The organism is Candidatus Sysuiplasma jiujiangense, from assembly GCA_019721075.1.
Taxonomy (GTDB): Archaea; Thermoplasmatota; Thermoplasmata; order Sysuiplasmatales; family Sysuiplasmataceae; genus Sysuiplasma; species Sysuiplasma jiujiangense.
In genome coordinates this window covers 44020-61192 of sequence record JAHEAD010000007.1, presented here as the reverse complement: position 1 = coordinate 61192, position 17173 = coordinate 44020, and the positions used below count along the sequence as shown (strand labels likewise).

The following is a 17173-nucleotide window of genomic DNA, read 5'->3' as shown; positions in this document are numbered from 1 at the left end:
TACATCAGAATTCAAAAATTGTCTTCTGCTTTGCCTCTCTTTCAGAAAAGCCGACGCTCCTGCCGCTCAATTTCTCATTCAGCGCCATCAGTGCCATCTTCATCATCCTCTCCTTTCTCTTTGAGGAATAATAGAAACTTTCATCCTTCGTTCCCCTCGTGACAAGTATGGCAACCCTGCCTGAACTCAGTCTTCCAGTCCTCCCTTTTCTCTGAATAAGCCTGATTTCCGATGGTACGGGCTCGTAAAATATCACCATGTCAGTGGAGGTGATGTCCAGTCCCTCTTCGCCGACTGAAGTGGATATCATAACGTTGGCACCGCCGGAGCTGAACCTGGAAACAACCTCTTTCTGCTGGCTCTGACGGAGACCCCTGTCCTCTCCTCGTGTCCCCTGCCCGATGAGTTTCACCACATTCGCGCCGGGAATCTGTGAGAGTTCCTTCTGCACGATTTCCGCCGTGTCCCTGAACTGTGTGAATACCATTATCCTGCTCGCAGGAACACTTTCAAGCTGACGGGAGACTATTTCCTTCAATTTAAAGATCTTGGGATGTTCGTGCCCGATTGACGAAAGCATCGACTGCACTATGCCGAAATGCTCATCGCTCACAATGAAGGAAGAGGCTTTCGATGCCTTCCCATCCGCCTCCGAAATGAGCTTCTCGACAAATTTCCTGAGTGCATATACAGTCTGCGTTTCCGCGAGATCGATTGAGTGCGCGATCTTGATTGCCTCCGACTGGATACGCATGGAATCAAATAGCGCTCTGTTTTTCATCCCTGCGGAAAGTTTCATTGACAGTTCCCTGCCCGCAGTGAGGAGATCCTTTGTAGAACCCTGGGACTCTCTTGGCAATGCGTTGAGATTTTTCAATTTCTCAATTCTCTCTCCAAGCATCGAACGAAGTTCACCCGATAATGCCGAGAGTTCTTCAGAGAGTTCAATGTCAACCCACCTGATTGAAGTGTCCTGTACATACTGTTCCACATCCGGATCCTCCTCTGTTCTGACCTCTATGTGTCTTATGCCGAGAACATTGCATATCTCCTCAACAGAGGATGGATCGCTGCCCGGAGAGGCCGTTATGCCGAGAACAAGCCCTCCGCCTCCTGCTGAAGAGTGCATTCGTGCGATTCTGACATAAGAATAATCTCCTCTTGCTCTGTGACATTCGTCATAAATGAGCAGGGAGAAACCAGTCAGGTCACAGTGGCCGGATTCAGCGTCATTCTCGACGACCTGTGGCGTGGAGACAATTACCTTTGAAGTCTTCCACAGTCTGCTGCGGACGCCGGCAGGAATCTCACCGGTCATCAGAGCCATGTCCCCTTCAGCCAGTGTGAGTTTTTCCTTCAGAAAGTTGAAATGCTGTTCCACCAGGGGCTTCGTGGGAGCCATGAACAGTATTTTTCCCGGGGAATTCGCCAGCACATTATCAATGACAAGCAGTGCTATAACGGTTTTACCGAGACCGGTGGGCAGAACAACTAGTGTTGACAGTTCTCCGGCGGCGGCAGCAATATTCCTCTGGTACAGCCTTTCGCTGATTTTACCTTCTCTTATGTAAGTCAAAGAGTTCCCTGGCTCCGGACAGGCAATAATTAAACCGGCAGGGTATATTAAAATGAGGCTGGACTCTCCGCATTAATATACATGGAGCATACACAGGATAGGTTTGAATGACGGAACAAATGGAATTTGAGGCACGTCTTCTCGCCCTCCAGAACGCCATATTGCATGACGGGAAGGCGGAGGTTAACGCAGTTCTGGGCAGAATAATGGCCAAATTCAAGAATGCCAGCGCAAAGGAGGCGATGGTGCTGATATCCAGAGTGGTTGCGGAAGTCAATTCAATGTCTCTGGAAATGCAGAACAGAGAGCTGACCGAAAGAGCGCCTGAACTGCTGAAGAAAGAGAAAAAGGAGAAGATTCAGCAGCTCCGGCAACTTGAGGGCGCAGGCCCCGGCTTCACCGTGAGACTGGCACCATATCCGTCCGGCGCTCTTCACATAGGCAACAGCAGAATGATAATACTGAATGATGAATATGCAAAGAAATACAGCGGAAAATTACTGCTCATCTATGACGACACAATAGGCTCGGAAGAAAAGTTGCCGCAGCTTTTTTCATATGATCTGATAAAGGAAGGGCTGGAATGGCTTGGCGTCAGGTGGGATGCAGAATACTACAAATCAGACAGGCTGGAACTTTTCTACAGTTGGGCTCTGAGGCTAATACAGGAGGGAATAGCATATGTCTGCGAGTGCAGCGCAGAAGAGTTGAGAAAGAACAGAGAAAACGGGAATGAGTGCCAGCACAGAGACCGGCACGTTGACGAAAACATTGCTCTGTGGAATAGAATGCTCTCCGGAGAATTCGAGGAGGGCAGGGCGGTTCTCAGGGCGAAGACGGATATGAAGCACAAGAATCCTGCTTTCAGAGACAGGGTGCTCTGCAGAATTTCAGACAGGAGTCATCCAAGAGTGGGAACAAGATATAAAGTGTGGCCCATGCTCGAATTTTCGTGGGCCGTAGACGACATAGAACTCGGAATGACACATGTAATCAGAGGCAAGGACCTCTATATGGAGGATTTGATGGAGGAATTCATATGGGGCAAACTGGGAATAACAGGACCGAGATTCGAACACTTCGGCCTGCTGCGCATTTCTGGCGTCAAGATAAGCAAAAGCAAGTCAATGAAAGAAATTGAGAGCGGTGAATATTCCGGATTTGACGATCCGAGGACATGGAGCCTCCAGTCTTTGCGCTCAAGGGGAATAAAGCCGGAGGCAATCAGAAATTTCATACTGAATTTCGGAATGAGTCTCAATGACATCACTGTGCCGGTGGAGTCGCTTTATTCGGAAAACAGGAAATTCCTTGAGGCAGATGCAAACAGGTACTTCTTTGCCGACACCCCAGCGAGAATTGAAATAGAGAACGCCCCGGACATAGATTACGTGGAGGTACCGCTTCATCCGGATCGGCCGGAAAAAGGCAAGAGGCGCATAGACGCGGGAAGGTATGTGTATATACCTTCCGCAGACGCGGACCGATTCAGAGGACAGGAGATAAGGCTGAAAGACTACTGCAATCTCGTTCTCAGCGGAAGGAAGGGATTATTCACCGGAAGAGATAACAAAAACATACCGAGAATACAGTGGGCACCAGTTGACGGCGCAGTTCCGTGCGAGGTTGTGATGGTGGACGGATCAAAGATAAGCGGATTTGCGGAACCATCGGTAAAGGACGTAGCTATCGACGTGCCAATCCAGTTTGAGAGGTTCGGGTTCGTGAATCTGAGAAGGAAAGGAGAGAAACTGCTCTTCTACTACACACATAACTGAATTTTCTATTTCTTACGCCATCTGACACCTTCAGGCGTGTCCTCAAGCACAATGCCCATTTCGCTCAGTCTTGCCCTGATTGCATCCGCTTCATCAAACCGCCTTGCCTTCCTGGCGTTCTCCCTGCGCTCTATGAGGAGGAGGACTTCTTTTTCCAGTGTCTGCCTGATAAATGCATCCTCATTCATGATTCTTAGAACGCCGTTGATTTCCTTCAACGCAGAAATTATGCTCTTCGCCCCCTTTCCGGATATCTGCCCGGCTTCCTTCATTCTTCTTGCTTCATGGAGTTTAGTGAAGAGCATAGCTATGACGTCGCGTGTATTGAAATCATCATCCATCAGCTCCCTGAATGAATTCAGCATTGACGATGCCAGTTCCTCACCCGAACCTGACTCGGATTCCACGGAAAGGAGCTCCTGAACGTAGCCCTCCAATTTTCTGCGGGCCTGTTCGCTTTCCTCGAGCAACTCCATGCCGAATTCCGATTGTCTCCGGTATAGACTGCCGGCAAAAAAGAAACGGAGCGATTCCGGCCTGTATTTTGAAAGCAGTTCCCGCACTGTCACAAAATTGTGTAATGACTTGGACATCTTTTCGCCAGAAAAATTGAGCAGGCCGACATGCATCCAGTAATTGGCAAATTTCTTCTTTGTGTAAGCTTCGCTCTGCTGTATTTCGTTCTCATGATGGGGGAATATAAGGTCCTCACCCCCGCCATGGATGTCGAGTGTCTGTCCGAGATACTTCATAGACATTGCAGAGCACTCGATATGCCAGCCCGGCCTGCCCCTTCCCCACGGGCTCTCCCAGCTTATTTCCCCCTCTTTTGCCGCCTTCCATAGAGCGAAGTCCGCAGGGTTCCGCTTTCTCTCATTGACCTCCACTCTCGCTCCGGAGAGTATCTGGCTGATCGACTGCCCGGAAAGTTTACCATAGTCCTTTGTCTTTGCTATATCAAAATAGATGCTCCCTTCAAGCTCATATGCGAAGCCGTTTTCCTGCAGATAGACGATCATTGCCATTATATCGCCGATGTGTTCACTTGCCTTAGGATAGACAATCGCCCTGTCGATCAGCAGCGAATCTATATCACTGATGAACTCCGCAGCATACACCGATGACAGTTTGAGCGCTTCAATTCCCTTCTCATTCGCCCTTTTTATGATCTTGTCGTCGATATCTGTGATGTTGACGACAAGATTTACCTTATAGCCAGCAAATTTCAGATACCTGACAATGAAATCAAATGAAACGAATGACTTTGCATGACCGACATGCATTGAATCATATACTGTCAGGCCGCAGACATAGATGCTTACTTCTCCCTGTTTCTGCGGGATGAATTTCACCTTGCCGCGAGACATTGTGTCATAGATCATCATTTTCGTGCCTGCCCGTCTTAGCGGTTATCTCTCGGCCTTATTAAATGTGATTATCACAGTTGAAACTGGAGTGTAATGTTTAAAAAGAGCCAAACGGAAGATGTAGCGGCTTGAATGACAGTAAAGAAGCTGTACGCTGACAGGAAAGGGGTGGCAGGTGCAATAGCAACCATGTTCATCCTGCTGATCGTGCTTTCATTCATAAATCTCTACATGATTGGCTATGTGCCCGTTTACATGAAGACACAGGAATACAACCACATGCAGCAGCTTTACGGCGAATTCTCCGCCCTTCAGATACAGAATTACAATCTTGAATCCGGGAAATGGCCCTATCCAATGACAGCGACAATGGTGCTGGGAACGCCGGGATCTGCTCCTTTTGCCTCGCCGACAAATGGGCGCGTGAGCTTTTCCAGTACGTCCTTTTCTGCCTCCCTCAGCTACCAGCTTAAACTGGCGCATTCTAATGTCACCGAGTATTACTCAATAAACGGATCATTATCGACCAATGTTGGCAATCAGTACTACACACCGCAGACAGTTGCATATCAAGGAGGTGCAGTAATACTCAGCCAGGGAAGTGTTGCCTTCGTCCAGGAGGGCCCGCAACTAAGTGTCACAAAAGGTTCAAACGGAGCCTCAATAACAATCAATCTTATTTCACTTATCGGTCGGGATTTCACTGTCTCTGGCGATGGACCTGTTTCTCTGACAAGCACATATTTCTCAAACCGAAGCGTTTCGTTCGGTTCAGGCGAAATTGGCGATCTCAACCTCACCATACACTCCAGTTATACAGAAGCTTGGGCGAAATATCTTAAACAGTCTTTCGGAAAGCTGCAGAATGTTACAGGCATTCCGCCTACCGGTACTGGCGGAGAATATTCAATTGAGGTTAGCAGCAACAGTATTCAGCTTTCGATTTTCAATATAACAGACCTGAATATCGAAATAGGCTATATGCAAATAACGTCCCCCTGAAACGGTGATAAATTCCGGCAAAATAATATTTTTCGATAACTGGCAGAAATAAATTGGATAAGGTTCATCAACAGAATTCATATAACCTGCGTCCTTAACCGTATAACCGTGGAAGCACCGGAATTAAGATGTGAAATCGGGAAAATTCCAATAAGAAACCCAACTCTTCTCGCCAGCGGCATACTTGGCGAGACGGCAGAATCGATGTACAGGGCATACAGGGATGGGGCTGGAGCAGTGGTAACCAAATCTATTGGCCTTGAACCGCGAATCGGTTACAGAAATCCTACAGTTTACGTCACAGAGGAAGGAATGGTCAACGCAATGGGTCTTCCAAACCCTGGAATACGGAATTATACGGATGTGATCCGCTCACTGGTTTCCAAGGGCGTTACGGTTATCGGAAGCGTATTCGGAGCAAGCGGCGATGAGTTTTCACAAATCGCCTCGGAGATGGAGGAAGCCGGGACAGCAGCGGTGGAACTCAACCTGAGCTGCCCCCATGCAAAGGGAGTTGGCTCTGAGATAGGAAGCACACAGGAAGATGTTTCGGAGATTGTTCATTCAGTCAGGGATGCGGTCGATATTCCTGTTTGGGCAAAGCTCACACCCAATGTAGCAGATATTGCAGACCTTGCCGAGGCGGCCGAATCCTCAGGTGCAGATGCGATTGTGTGCATAAACACTGTCAAGGCAATGGCCATATCGGCCAAGTTGAGAATGCCTGTTCTGTCAAACAAATATGGCGGACTCTCAGGAAGGGCGATAAAAACTATCGGCCTAAGATGCGTATATGAAGTTTACGAGAGATGTTCCATTCCAGTTGTTGGAGTGGGAGGAATTTACACGGGACTCGATGCCGCCGAGTATATAATGGCGGGCGCCTGCGCCTTCCAGATCGGAACGGCTGTCGCGGAATTCGGCAGTGGCATTTTCGGCAGGGTGATTTCGGAACTCTCTGACTTCATGGAGAGGGAGAACCTGAAGAACATAAAGGAGATGATCGGAATTGCCCACAGGAACCCTTGAGATTGCCGAAATCAGAGAGATAACATGCGAGGGGAAAGACATCTGGACTATTCGGTATGACGATACCAGGAAAGCACAGCCGGGACAGTTTGTGATGGTTTGGGCGCCGGGAGCAGGGGAGGTCCCCATGTCGCTCTCATACAATGCCAGGAAGAAAGGCTTCACGTTCAGAACGATAGGTCAAACAACATCATATCTGTCAAAGATGGAGGTCGGCCAGAGAATTGGCATCAGAGGAGTCTTTGGCAACAGTTTCAAACCAAATGGAAAGAGGATGCTTGTTGTCGGCGGTGGGACAGGCATAGCTTCGGTTGTAACTGCTGCCGAAGAGTTTTCCAGAAAGGCTGTTGTCGACGTAGTCTTTGGAGCACGAAGCGCTGATGAGTTGTTCTTTTGCGGCAGGATGAAGAAGTATGCGAATGAATTTCTAGTCTCCACGGACGACGGCTCGGAGGGGCACAGAGGGTTTGCCACGGAAGTGGCAGAGAAATTGATGCGGTCGAGAACTTACGATTGCCTTATTGCCTGCGGCCCTGAGATTATGCTCTACAAGCTGGCAGAGATTGCGGAGCAGAACGGGATAAAATCTCAGATCGCTGTGGAGAGATACATGAAATGTGGTTTCGGAATATGCGATGCCTGCTCAATTGACGGTTACCTTGTATGTCGCGACGGTCCGGTGTTTGACGGCTCTTTTCTGCTTTCAACAAATGACTTCGGGAAATACAGACTGGATCCGAGCGGACTCAAAGTCAGGCTGTAAATCGTACAATCAACCACGCGGTGCAGGTGACGTTGGATTTCAGATAAACATTGGCCGGCTGCGAGCATAATGCCTCAGGTCATCCAATAACAGCGCAGGATGACGGCATCTCATCATTCCACATATGACGCATGCCGATTTGCACCCTGGTCAGGTCCGGCATATCAATTTCACTCTTCTTTGATTTGACTGTCTGTGTTAGCAACAGACATTCAGCCTCTCCGCAAGTTGAACGGAAACGTGAAGGCTTGACATGATATATGAACCGGTAAGATACAGCGCGCCTGCCCACCCTGCAATCACGTTGAAAACCGTTTGCGAGGTCAAGCTGCTGTGAGCTGGTGCATCCGATGCTGTCGAGGCATACCGGTAAGGAAACGACACAAAGCACAGATAGCTCGCCTCAACCAAACCAGCTAAATGGTATTGTTCGCTTGCAGATGCTCTCGGCACGGGGAAGATGGTGTTTACGGAAGATGAGATAGTTCTGTCTGCCTGGGCAGACGCGCTTTTCAGCTATCACCACAAATCGAAAGTAAAATTCCCGAAAGGTCACACGTAAAACCATGTCCGGTCCGAAGCCGGGCACTCAAAATAATTTGCCTCCTGCACTCTGGAAGGGATTCACGCTGCCTGCTTCCGCTTCATTATAAAAGAGGAAGAGGAATACAGTTTCAAAATTCCTGAAATGATGATAGTATTTTTAGGCAGATAAAATTCTGATTTGAACTATATCATTTATAGCTCTCCAGGAAAATTGTGTGGAAAACGTTAAATTTCGGGAATGCCATATCTCCTGCCGGCAGGAATGGGAATAGTTCCGGATTCAGAATCAAAGATTCTTAACAGGCCTGCAAAGGAATCAGGGGATCCTCTGGTGTAAGTGCCGGTCCAGAGTTTCCAGCGGCATACAACAGGATGCCTTCCATGGAGGGTACGCTGAAATCGCTCCTTGAGCATACGGCAGAGGGTGCATGGAAGGAGGAGTCGACCATCGCGATTGACTCATCCGGCCTGCTCCTCCACGGCTCAGGCTCATGGAGGAGCAGCAGGTACAGGGAAGAGAGGAAGGATTACGGCAAGATACATGTGCTCTCCGGCACAGATTCGCTGATGACACTGGCTGTAAGGACAGCAGGCACATGGCATGACAGCACCCAGCTCGATCAGCTCATGAATGAGGTGCCGGAACAATCCGCCGCCACAGCCATGGCGGCCGGCAGTGCTTACTGGAACCACAGATGCTGCAACTCTGCAAGGGCTGCCGGACTGCAGCCCTGTTTCAGGCCGAAGGGCAATGCAGTACTCCCCCGGAATATCAGCGATGCATTCGACAGCATGACATACTACTCGATGAGATTCGTGAACAGGTTCCGGAGCAGATACCACAGAATGAGCATGGCTGAAACACGTCACCACATGGAGAAGGCGATATTCGGTGAGAGGCTCAGGTGCAGGAAACCAGTGAGCAGGAGAAACGAGGTGCCTGCAAGGGAGATATGCCACAATGTCAGGCTGCTCGCAAAGGGTGCCAGATCATGAGTTTATGTGCAAGGCCCAAATTGCACGTAATTTGCATATGATTTGTGTAATAATTGCGAAAATCGCTCAAATAACGGCGCCGCTGTTGATTCTACCGGTTGAAATGAAAGGAATCAGCATTGCACTTGCGGTATTTGTTGTGCTGTCGATTGTATTTGCATCTGCGTTTGCCTTTGAGCTTGTATCCCTCAACTCAGCAAATTCAAAGGCTGCAGGTTATCAGAAGACGTTGAACACGGTTTCGCAGAATTATGTGAATCAGCAGGGCGCTGTTGTTCTCAAATCCTCCTATGATCACTGGAACTACATCTCTGACAGGGATATTTCCTCACTGATGAGTCAGTACACCTCGAACGCCACGCTCGACTGGATAGGTGGTCCGCTGAACGGCACATATTCGGGCACGGCATCAATAGAGGGTGTATGGCAGAAATTCTTTTCCGGCTGGTCATCCATCTGGTTCCTGAGCCAGGGACAGCCGTCTGTGATTGTCACGGGAAATGTTTCCTCGGTTTCAGCCAGAATACAGTTCACCGCTTCTCCGGCTGCATCGCCTCAGCAGGTGAACTATCTGAATATATCGTACACGCTGCATTTTATTGAACACGCTTCAGAATGGCACATATATGCTGAAGAGTGGATGATCAAGGGCGCAGGGCCTCTCTCATACACTCAGGGACAGTTCAGCGAACTTAATTATCTCGCTGTCAGTTCTGCTGCATTCTCCCACTGGGATGCCATAGCAATAGAGAACGCCTCTCTATTCTCCGACCAGTATGCATCAAACGCAACACTGCACTGGATCGGCGGCCCTCTCACGGGCACCTACAATGGCACAGTTGCAATCAACGGCGTTTGGAACAGGTTCTTCGGCATATGGAGTGCTGTGTGGTTCTATACGGTATCTCCGCCCGCTGTCGGTGTCAGCGGAAATACAGCAACTGTGACATCAATGAATCAGTTTGTGCTCACACCTTCTTCAAACCAGAGCCAGGTACAGTACCTGACAATTAACTACACATTGAATTTCATCGAAAACGCAGGCAGCTGGATGATATACAACGAAATCTGGCACATAGTAGGGAGCGGCTTCATCTCCCTCGCCCAGGAATCTGCAGAATTGAACAGCGTCACTTCCCTGGCATTCACGCACTGGAACAATATAGCGATAGAGAACAGCACATCTGTGATGCAACAGTATGCATCAAACGCAACACTGCACTGGATCGGCGGCAAGCTCTCAGGCACCTACAATGGCACAGTTGCAATCAACGGCGTTTGGAACAGGTTCTTCGGCATATGGAGTGCTGTGTGGTTCTACAGCGAAAGTCCGCCTGTGGTCACAGTTAACGGACAGAATGCTTTAGTGAAGGCTGTGGTACAGTTCGTCGTCCAGAACGCCTCCAACACTTCGCAGTTCTTCTACCTGAACGTTACCTACACAATTCATTACTACAGCCAGGGATTCAGCGCTGTCACAGGTCAGATCGGCTATGCAATTGTTGCCGAGACGTTTGATCTCACCGGATCCGGTCCCCTGTCCAGGGTTTGAGACCGGATCCTAAACCGTTTCCAAATTTATTTTAATAGCTCAAGGTTGCTGTCATCCTCGTGAAGAGTGAGAGCGATGAGAATTTCAGCAGACTGTGTTTCTGGTTATTCTTCGCAACCAGAGGCGGAAGGACGAGACTCATGATCATGCAGAGTTTGATGAAGGAACCCATGAACGCTAATCGACTGAGCAGTGAGCTTGGACTGAACTACAGGACAGTGGAGCATCATCTCAGGGTTCTTGCCGGAAATGGTTTAGTGGCTGTCGTTGGAAAGAGGTACGGGGAGACGTATTTTCCATCACAGAAAGTGACTGAAAACGGTCATTGCATCAAAGATGTAGTGGAAAAATATGGAGGGAAAGCATGATTGGCTTCTGGTGGATCGTCTCAATTGCGGTCCTTGCCGTGGAGATAGCCCTGCTACTGTACATTCTCATCCTCTACTCGAAGATACACAGATCAACCGGTGGAAGGCTGCTCATCGGAATACAGCTCTTTGCTCTCCTCTTCATAGCTCAGGATGCGCTGGGAACCTGGACAATACTGTCGTTTTACAGGAGCATGGGAGATTCCGTATCGTTGCCGCTCGCAATTCTCAACACACTCGGACTCGCGGCTCTGCTCTCCCTTTACTTTACACTCAGAACATGAAAACAGTTCGGGTCATTGCATTGCGGCTTAATCCGTAACTCCGTCAATTTTGAATAACAGGTATCTCCGGCTGCGTTATCATCTCTCTCGTCCTCCTCAGCATCTCCGCCATTATCCATTGACCGTCCACGCTGAGCATCTGCACCCCTGACCGATGCTCGAGGATGCCCATCGGCGAATACTTCCTGAGCATACCGTGCGAAACAAGCAGGTTGTGTATGCGGTATTAGAGCATCATTGCAGTGAAATTGACAAACAGCCAGCCGTTCAGGGTCTACACACCTCAGTGTAAAGATCTACCATGTTAAGCCCCGATAGACCGCATTTCTGCATGAGGAGCAATGCCGGCATGCAGGGATGGATGTTCATCAGCTTCCGATCCATCAGCATGAGAGACTTCAGCATCGCGGCTGCCGGGTATTTCGGCTGCCTGCGGTAAAGGGAGGGGAGGAGCTCCTCCACCGTGTCAGGCTTCAGGCCATGGAGGGACGCCGCTGCCGGAAACGGTCATCCGGCAACAGCGTCTCTGAAGTCCGGGTGAAGACTCAGGAAGCTGTCGGGAGGTTCACCGAAGGTTCTCTCCAAAATGGCACAATATCTTCTTATTTGCGAATCCACTTCTGACTCTGTCAAGTTGCATCCCCTGCTTTGATACCAGGTGAAACGATGCACCCGACTCTAAATTTTACGGTGTCCTGCTGATTTGACTTTCACCTGCTGGCATTGTATACAACCAGAGTTTGGTAGAAAGACCCAATAACGTATATATATTATATCAGTAATCCAGCGTCCATGCCCATTCCTAGCGTGGAATTTTCTGGCGCGGCTGTGGATGGAGGGAAAATTAAACTCGACTCGAAGCACGCCCTTCGGAAAAATGCTGTTGGCGTCTGGCATGCTGTCTTTCAGGCATACACGCATGTGGCACCTTCTGGCGACATCGGTATACTGCTGACGGGCGTCGCGCTCTTCGCGCTTGGTGCCTCTCCCCTCTCTGTCCTGCTTTCGTGGGTCTTCTACTTGCTGATGGTAAATACAAACTACCGCTTTTCGAAGAGAGTAATTCATGCAGGCGGATATTATGCGATAGGGGGCCATGGATTCGGTGGATTTTACGGGTTCATGAATGGATGGATGTATCTGCTGAACGAAATGGTAATCTATCCCAGTTTTGGACTTCTGGGTTTCACTTCTGTAGTATTCCTGCTTTCACCTGCGATATCTTCCATCGCATACATCTGGTTCCCAATACTCCTGATTCCGTTTGCAACCGGCCTCGTCTTCAATTATTTCGGCATAAGGCCTTCCCTGGTATACCTTTTGATAACAGCCAGTGCAGAAGTTATATTTCTCCTGGTAACAAGCTGGACAATCATAATCAGGATGGGAGCGGCGAATACCCTGAGTGTATTCAACCCCGCAGGCATCAGTATTGTTCCCTTCCTGTTCGCGATGCTTTACGGAATAGAAGCCTATGGAGGAATGGGAACAGTAATCGGGATCGGTGAAGAAACAAAGATGGCAAAGAGGAGCGTCCCCAGGGCGATCATAATTGCCGCTGTGCTGGCCGGCGCGACTCTGATATCTGCCATGTATGCACTGACTATCGCCTGGGGTCCTTCAAAGATGGCTTCGTATGCAACATCACCTGACCCCGGACTGATAATCTGGCACAGATTTTTCGGTCTTCCCGGTGAGTTGATACTGCTTTTCTTCATACTCAACGGTTACATCGCATATACTGTCGCAAATCCCATCGTCCAGTCCAGGATTCTGTATGCCATGGCAAGAGACGGTGTTCTCCCAAAATGGCTCTCTGAAACACATCCTAAATATCAAACACCGTACAGGGCCGTAGTGGTGGTTTCTCTTATTGCCCTGTTTATGTCTCTTGCGCTTTCGATTCCATTTGGACCATTCATTGCGGCAATAATTACCGGAGCAATGGCGGGTATAGGGCTTGTTGCAGGTCATACGATGGCCAATATTGCGTATCTTCGTTTTGCACACAAACAAAGGGAAGACTACAGTGTTCTCAAGGACGCAGTCATCCCAATAGTTTCGAGTGTTTCCCTGCTGCCCGTAATCGTGTTTGCGTTTGACGAACTCGGATGGCCATATGTTCTCTCCCCTGTACTGGCGGGCATATGGATAATCGGTGCATTGCTTTTCGGTGTTTATCTCTACAGAAACAAGAGGGACGCGCTCATGCGTGCCGGCTCCGCAGACTACGATGTTGTTGAGGAAACCGTTGCATGAGAACATCGCGCGCTGAGGACATCTGGCGCCGTAAACAGGACACCGTGTGAAACACCCCGGGTCTTTTTGGCTGCATCATTCCAGGGCAGGAAAAGAATCACGGCCAGAAGCGGGCATCCTGAATATTGGATCTGGGAAATTCACATGTGCAATTCATTCATGCTTGAAATTTGCAAAAGCGCTAAAGAGGCAAAAAATTCCAAACTGCCACAGTCTGTCCGGGCCCGTGGAAATACAACCACATATAAGCGTCACCCGGCATATCTCAACCCTCTTCCTGATTTGATGTGTGGAAAAAACTCACTGATTGCCTAGATGACAGGCAGCTACGCCGTAATTTCTGTCCGAGTATGGACATAGGGGTGCAGATTACTTCGTAGAACGTCCTTGCCGCCGATGCTTCACAGTTTCAATGAAGTGAAGTTGATTGTCGCCTCTGCAATGGCGGCGACGGTGGAGAGTCTGAACAGTACAAACCAAGAGTTTCAGGGCACGTTTTACTTCTGCCTGACGGTATGCAGTATGTCATCCCCCGTCCAGAGATGGATGCCCGTCACTGTCACGCTCCTGCCCATCTGTCCTGACCGTTCTCCTGAGAAGTGACAGGTTGCGCGCGCTCGGCTTCTTCATTCCCCGTACAAAGTCATCTCCCGGGAATGATGATGCAATCAGAATCCCGAACAAAACAGGGTACATTTCCAAACTGGGCACTGAGTGGAAATTATGAGAATAGCGTGTACTTTCTGCTCATTGACTGACAGTACCAAAAAATACTAATGCACTCGGCGTAATTACAAGCCATAGTGAAACGCCAATGAATATCGAAAATGAAGTATTGACCGGGAAACTGACCATGGATTGGGAGAACCCAAAGCGAATTCTGTTCGGGAGAGGGCTTACATCCCAGGTATCCGGCATAGTCAGGGACATTGGTGCAAAAAAACCAGTAATAGTTTCAGATGCCAATGTCAAGAATGCCGGAATCACTGATAAGGTCGTCAGCAGCCTCAAGTCCGGCCAGATTCCATTTATAGAGAATATAATCGATGCAAAGGAACCTGACATGTCTGTGGCTCTGGAAATTGCCAGGTTTGCCAGAGACAATGAATTCGACTGCGTCGTCGGCGTTGGGGGCGGCAGTTCCCTGGATATGGCCAAACTGATGTCCATAATGAAGACAAATCCCGGCGATCCGATAAAATATTGTGCTCTTCCTCCGGATCCTGCCTCTGACAAGGTAAAAAACAGAGGAGTTCCGGAAATACTGATCCCAACGACCTCGGGAACGGGGAGCGAAACATCAAACACTCTCGTGATAATACATGAAGGTGTGAAGACCTGGATAACAAGCAACAAGATATTGTCCACTGCAACGATAGTTGATCCGGAAAATACATATTCCTGCCCTCCGAACGCAACAAGATTTCCCGCGCTCGATGCTCTTGGCCATCTTGATGAGGGGATTGTTTCGAGCCTCCACAACCAGATATCGGATGGACTGGCATTACAGGGAACGTCGCTGGTAAATACATACCTTCCCAGAGCCTACCGCAACGGACATGACGAGGAGGCCAGGACCGCACTCTCGCTTGCCGCTACGATGGGAGGCTGGGTTCTCGGTTTTCCCTGGGTGGGCGGACCTGCAACCATCGGCCATTACATGGCGGAAGCTTTCGGACCTAAATACAGAATGCCGCATGGTCTCGCCGTAGCGCTTATGCTTCCGCATGTGATAGACTTCAACCGCTCCCGTATCAAGCACAGGATGAGACAGTTGCTGTCTGCTTTCGGAGAAGAGGAAAATCCCAACAGCGACGACGATGTGTGCGACAGGCTGATATCGCATATTACCGCACTGATGAGACAAGTTGAAGTTGATCCTGCCCTGATGAGAAATACAAAGGAATCCAAGGATCTTCTCTTTTCGATGCTGGATTACATGCTCAATGAGAGGCAATTTCTGTACAACCTGTCTGCATATAATCCAAGACAGCTGACGAGGGACAATCTTGAACATCTATTCGATGATCTCTGGGAGGGAAAGTTTACGGCATCCGAAGAGGGAAAGGAGAGGTGACTGACCGTGACATATCAGATGTATATTGATGGAGAATGGACGGAATCCTCCAGTGAGAAACACTTAGATGTTATCAATCCTTCAAATGGCCGTGCTTTTGATCGGGTTCCGGAAGCAACCCGGGAAGATGTGGCCAGGGCAGTCGATGCCGCGAAACTATCCTTTGAAAGAGGGAGCTGGAGTAGACTGACACCGGGAGAGAGGTCTAACCTTCTGCTGAAAGTTGCTTCCCTCCTGGAAGAAAAAGCAGGCATGTTCGCAGAACTCGAAAGCCGCATATCAGGTAAACCAATAAAGCAAACGGTCAATTACGACATTCCCTACACAATTGACAACATCAGGTTTCTCGCAGGCGCCTGCAGAATTCTGGAAGGCAAGGCGATGGGAGAGTATGTGCAGGAAGGCACGAGTGCGATCAGACGGGAACCAATTGGCACTGTTGCAGTCGTCACTCCATGGAATTATCCGCTGATGATGGTTGTCTGGAGAGCTTTCCCCGCGCTGGCGATGGGAAACAGCGTTGTCGTGAAACCGGCAAGCTATACTCCGTTGACGACTCTGGAACTGGCAAAGCTTGTTGAAACTGCAGGAATTCCAAAAGGTGTTTTTAATGTTGTGACAGGCCCCGGGAGCCTGGTAGGTGAGGAACTTGCCAGGAACAGAAATGTGGATATGATTGCATTTACAGGAAGTACGGAGGTCGGAAAAAGACTTTCGGAAATAGGCTCTTCGAGCCTCAAGAAGGTTTCGCTGGAACTTGGTGGCAAAGCTCCGTTTGTGGTATTCGGCGATGCCGACCTGGACGCAGCAACTGAAGGGGCCGTAGTAGGAGGGATGGTGAATAACGGACAGGACTGCGCAAATTCAACAAGATACTATGTGCACGAATCGGTAAAGGATGAATTCATGAAGATGCTGATCCAAAAGCTTTCAAAGGTAAAGGTGGGAGATCCGCTCAATGAGAACACTGACATGGGTCCACTGGTATCGGAGACCCAGAGAGAAAGAGTGGAAGGCTACGTGAAAAGAGGGATGGAGGAACAGGGCAGACTTGAATACGGCGGAAAGAGGCCGAACATCAAGGGTCTTGAACATGGGTACTTTTTCGAGCCCACTGTGGTATATACAGAAAACCAGAAGTCATCCATTGTTCAGGAAGAGATTTTTGGGCCTGTTTTTACCGTGCTCCCATTCAGCAGTTATGACGAAGCTGTTCAGAAGGCAAATGACGTGACTTATGGTCTCGGTTCGTCCGTGTGGACAAAGGATGTTAAAACTGCAATGAATGCTGCAAAGGATCTTCGGTTTGGAACCGTCTGGATAAATGAACATGTTCCGGTGCCCTCAGAGATGCCATGGGCCGGGTATAAACAAAGCGGACACGGTGCTTCACTGTCTCCCTATTCGCTCGAAGAGTTCACATACATAAAGCACGTGTATTTCGACCTCACTGGAAAAGTAAAGAAGAGCTGGTACTATCAGATTTATAAGGGAGCATAAGTGACGGCACAGAGCAGCATATAAACTACGAAACTTTCGACTGGCAGGGAACCTGGAATCCTGCTCCCTGACACGC

14 protein-coding genes are annotated in these 17173 nt (G+C 49.1%); 11 read left to right on the top strand and 3 right to left on the bottom strand.

The features are described 5' to 3' along the window. Positions 1–4 precede the first annotated feature (4 nt). Positions 5–1576, bottom strand: a complete 1572-nt coding sequence (locus KIS29_05510) for a DEAD/DEAH box helicase (GenBank protein MBX8639780.1) — start codon at positions 1574–1576, stop codon at positions 5–7. Between the two features lie 107 nt (positions 1577–1683). Here KIS29_05510 and KIS29_05505 point away from each other — a divergent pair, with 107 nt between their 5' ends. Beyond that, positions 1684–3354 carry a glutamate--tRNA ligase gene (locus KIS29_05505; GenBank protein ID MBX8639779.1) on the top strand — a complete coding sequence of 557 codons (1671 nt, stop codon included), beginning with the start codon at positions 1684–1686 and terminating at the stop codon, positions 3352–3354. Between the two features lie 5 nt (positions 3355–3359). On the opposite strand, the gene cysS is transcribed toward KIS29_05505, so the two are convergent. Further along, entirely contained in the window at positions 3360–4739 is a 1380-nt protein-coding gene (gene cysS, locus KIS29_05500; GenBank protein ID MBX8639778.1) for a cysteine--tRNA ligase, read from the bottom strand. 114 nt (positions 4740–4853) lie between these two features. Between cysS and KIS29_05495 the strand changes: the two genes are divergently transcribed. The 8 genes from KIS29_05495 to KIS29_05460 all read left to right on the top strand — a co-directional run bounded on the left by KIS29_05495 (position 4854) and on the right by KIS29_05460 (position 13520). Further along, positions 4854–5723 (top strand): hypothetical protein, encoded by an 870-nt coding sequence (locus KIS29_05495; protein MBX8639777.1) that lies wholly within the window; start codon positions 4854–4856, stop codon positions 5721–5723. Positions 5724–5831: 108 nt separating this feature from the next. Beyond that, positions 5832–6752 (top strand): dihydroorotate dehydrogenase, encoded by a 921-nt coding sequence (locus tag KIS29_05490; protein ID MBX8639776.1) that lies wholly within the window; start codon positions 5832–5834, stop codon positions 6750–6752. Then, entirely contained in the window at positions 6733–7515 is a 783-nt protein-coding gene (locus tag KIS29_05485) for a dihydroorotate dehydrogenase electron transfer subunit (protein ID MBX8639775.1), read from the top strand. Before KIS29_05490 ends, KIS29_05485 begins: the two co-directional genes overlap by 20 nt. A gap of 927 nt (positions 7516–8442) precedes the next feature. After that, positions 8443–9057 (top strand): transposase, encoded by a 615-nt coding sequence (locus KIS29_05480; GenBank protein MBX8639774.1) that lies wholly within the window; start codon positions 8443–8445, stop codon positions 9055–9057. 103 nt (positions 9058–9160) lie between these two features. Further along, positions 9161–10609 carry a hypothetical protein gene (locus tag KIS29_05475; GenBank protein ID MBX8639773.1) on the top strand — a complete coding sequence of 483 codons (1449 nt, stop codon included), beginning with the start codon at positions 9161–9163 and terminating at the stop codon, positions 10607–10609. Between the two features lie 140 nt (positions 10610–10749). Further along, positions 10750–10977, top strand: a complete 228-nt coding sequence (locus KIS29_05470; GenBank protein ID MBX8639772.1) for a helix-turn-helix domain-containing protein — start codon at positions 10750–10752, stop codon at positions 10975–10977. Next, positions 10974–11261 carry a hypothetical protein gene (locus tag KIS29_05465; GenBank protein MBX8639771.1) on the top strand — a complete coding sequence of 96 codons (288 nt, stop codon included), beginning with the start codon at positions 10974–10976 and terminating at the stop codon, positions 11259–11261. The genes KIS29_05470 and KIS29_05465 overlap by 4 nt, the downstream gene beginning before the upstream one ends. A 792-nt stretch (positions 11262–12053) precedes the next feature. Next, positions 12054–13520 (top strand): APC family permease, encoded by a 1467-nt coding sequence (locus tag KIS29_05460; protein MBX8639770.1) that lies wholly within the window; start codon positions 12054–12056, stop codon positions 13518–13520. Between the two features lie 525 nt (positions 13521–14045). Here KIS29_05460 and KIS29_05455 read toward each other — a convergent pair. Next, positions 14046–14216, bottom strand: coding sequence for a hypothetical protein (locus tag KIS29_05455; protein MBX8639769.1), 171 nt, complete (start codon positions 14214–14216; stop codon positions 14046–14048). A 118-nt stretch (positions 14217–14334) separates the two neighbouring features. On the opposite strand from KIS29_05455, the gene KIS29_05450 reads away from it, so the two are divergent. Continuing rightward, positions 14335–15597 carry an iron-containing alcohol dehydrogenase gene (locus tag KIS29_05450; protein MBX8639768.1) on the top strand — a complete coding sequence of 421 codons (1263 nt, stop codon included), beginning with the start codon at positions 14335–14337 and terminating at the stop codon, positions 15595–15597. A gap of 18 nt (positions 15598–15615) precedes the next feature. Continuing rightward, complete coding sequence (locus tag KIS29_05445; protein MBX8639767.1) at positions 15616–17097, top strand: aldehyde dehydrogenase family protein; 1482 nt, start codon at positions 15616–15618, stop codon at positions 17095–17097. Positions 17098–17173 lie beyond the last annotated feature (76 nt).

Coding starts and splice junctions, on each gene's coding strand:
- KIS29_05495 (MBX8639777.1), top strand. CDS start 4,854: ATGACAGTAAAGAAGCTGTACGCTGACAGGAAAGGGGTGGCAGGTGCA.
- KIS29_05480 (MBX8639774.1), top strand. CDS start 8,443: ATGGAGGGTACGCTGAAATCGCTCCTTGAGCATACGGCAGAGGGTGCA.
- KIS29_05450 (MBX8639768.1), top strand. CDS start 14,335: ATGAATATCGAAAATGAAGTATTGACCGGGAAACTGACCATGGATTGG.
- KIS29_05475 (MBX8639773.1), top strand. CDS start 9,161: ATGAAAGGAATCAGCATTGCACTTGCGGTATTTGTTGTGCTGTCGATT.
- KIS29_05455 (MBX8639769.1), bottom strand. CDS start 14,216: ATGTACCCTGTTTTGTTCGGGATTCTGATTGCATCATCATTCCCGGGA.
- KIS29_05470 (MBX8639772.1), top strand. CDS start 10,750: ATGATCATGCAGAGTTTGATGAAGGAACCCATGAACGCTAATCGACTG.
- cysS (MBX8639778.1), bottom strand. CDS start 4,739: ATGATGATCTATGACACAATGTCTCGCGGCAAGGTGAAATTCATCCCG.
- KIS29_05505 (MBX8639779.1), top strand. CDS start 1,684: ATGACGGAACAAATGGAATTTGAGGCACGTCTTCTCGCCCTCCAGAAC.
- KIS29_05465 (MBX8639771.1), top strand. CDS start 10,974: ATGATTGGCTTCTGGTGGATCGTCTCAATTGCGGTCCTTGCCGTGGAG.
- KIS29_05445 (MBX8639767.1), top strand. CDS start 15,616: ATGTATATTGATGGAGAATGGACGGAATCCTCCAGTGAGAAACACTTA.
- KIS29_05460 (MBX8639770.1), top strand. CDS start 12,054: ATGCCCATTCCTAGCGTGGAATTTTCTGGCGCGGCTGTGGATGGAGGG.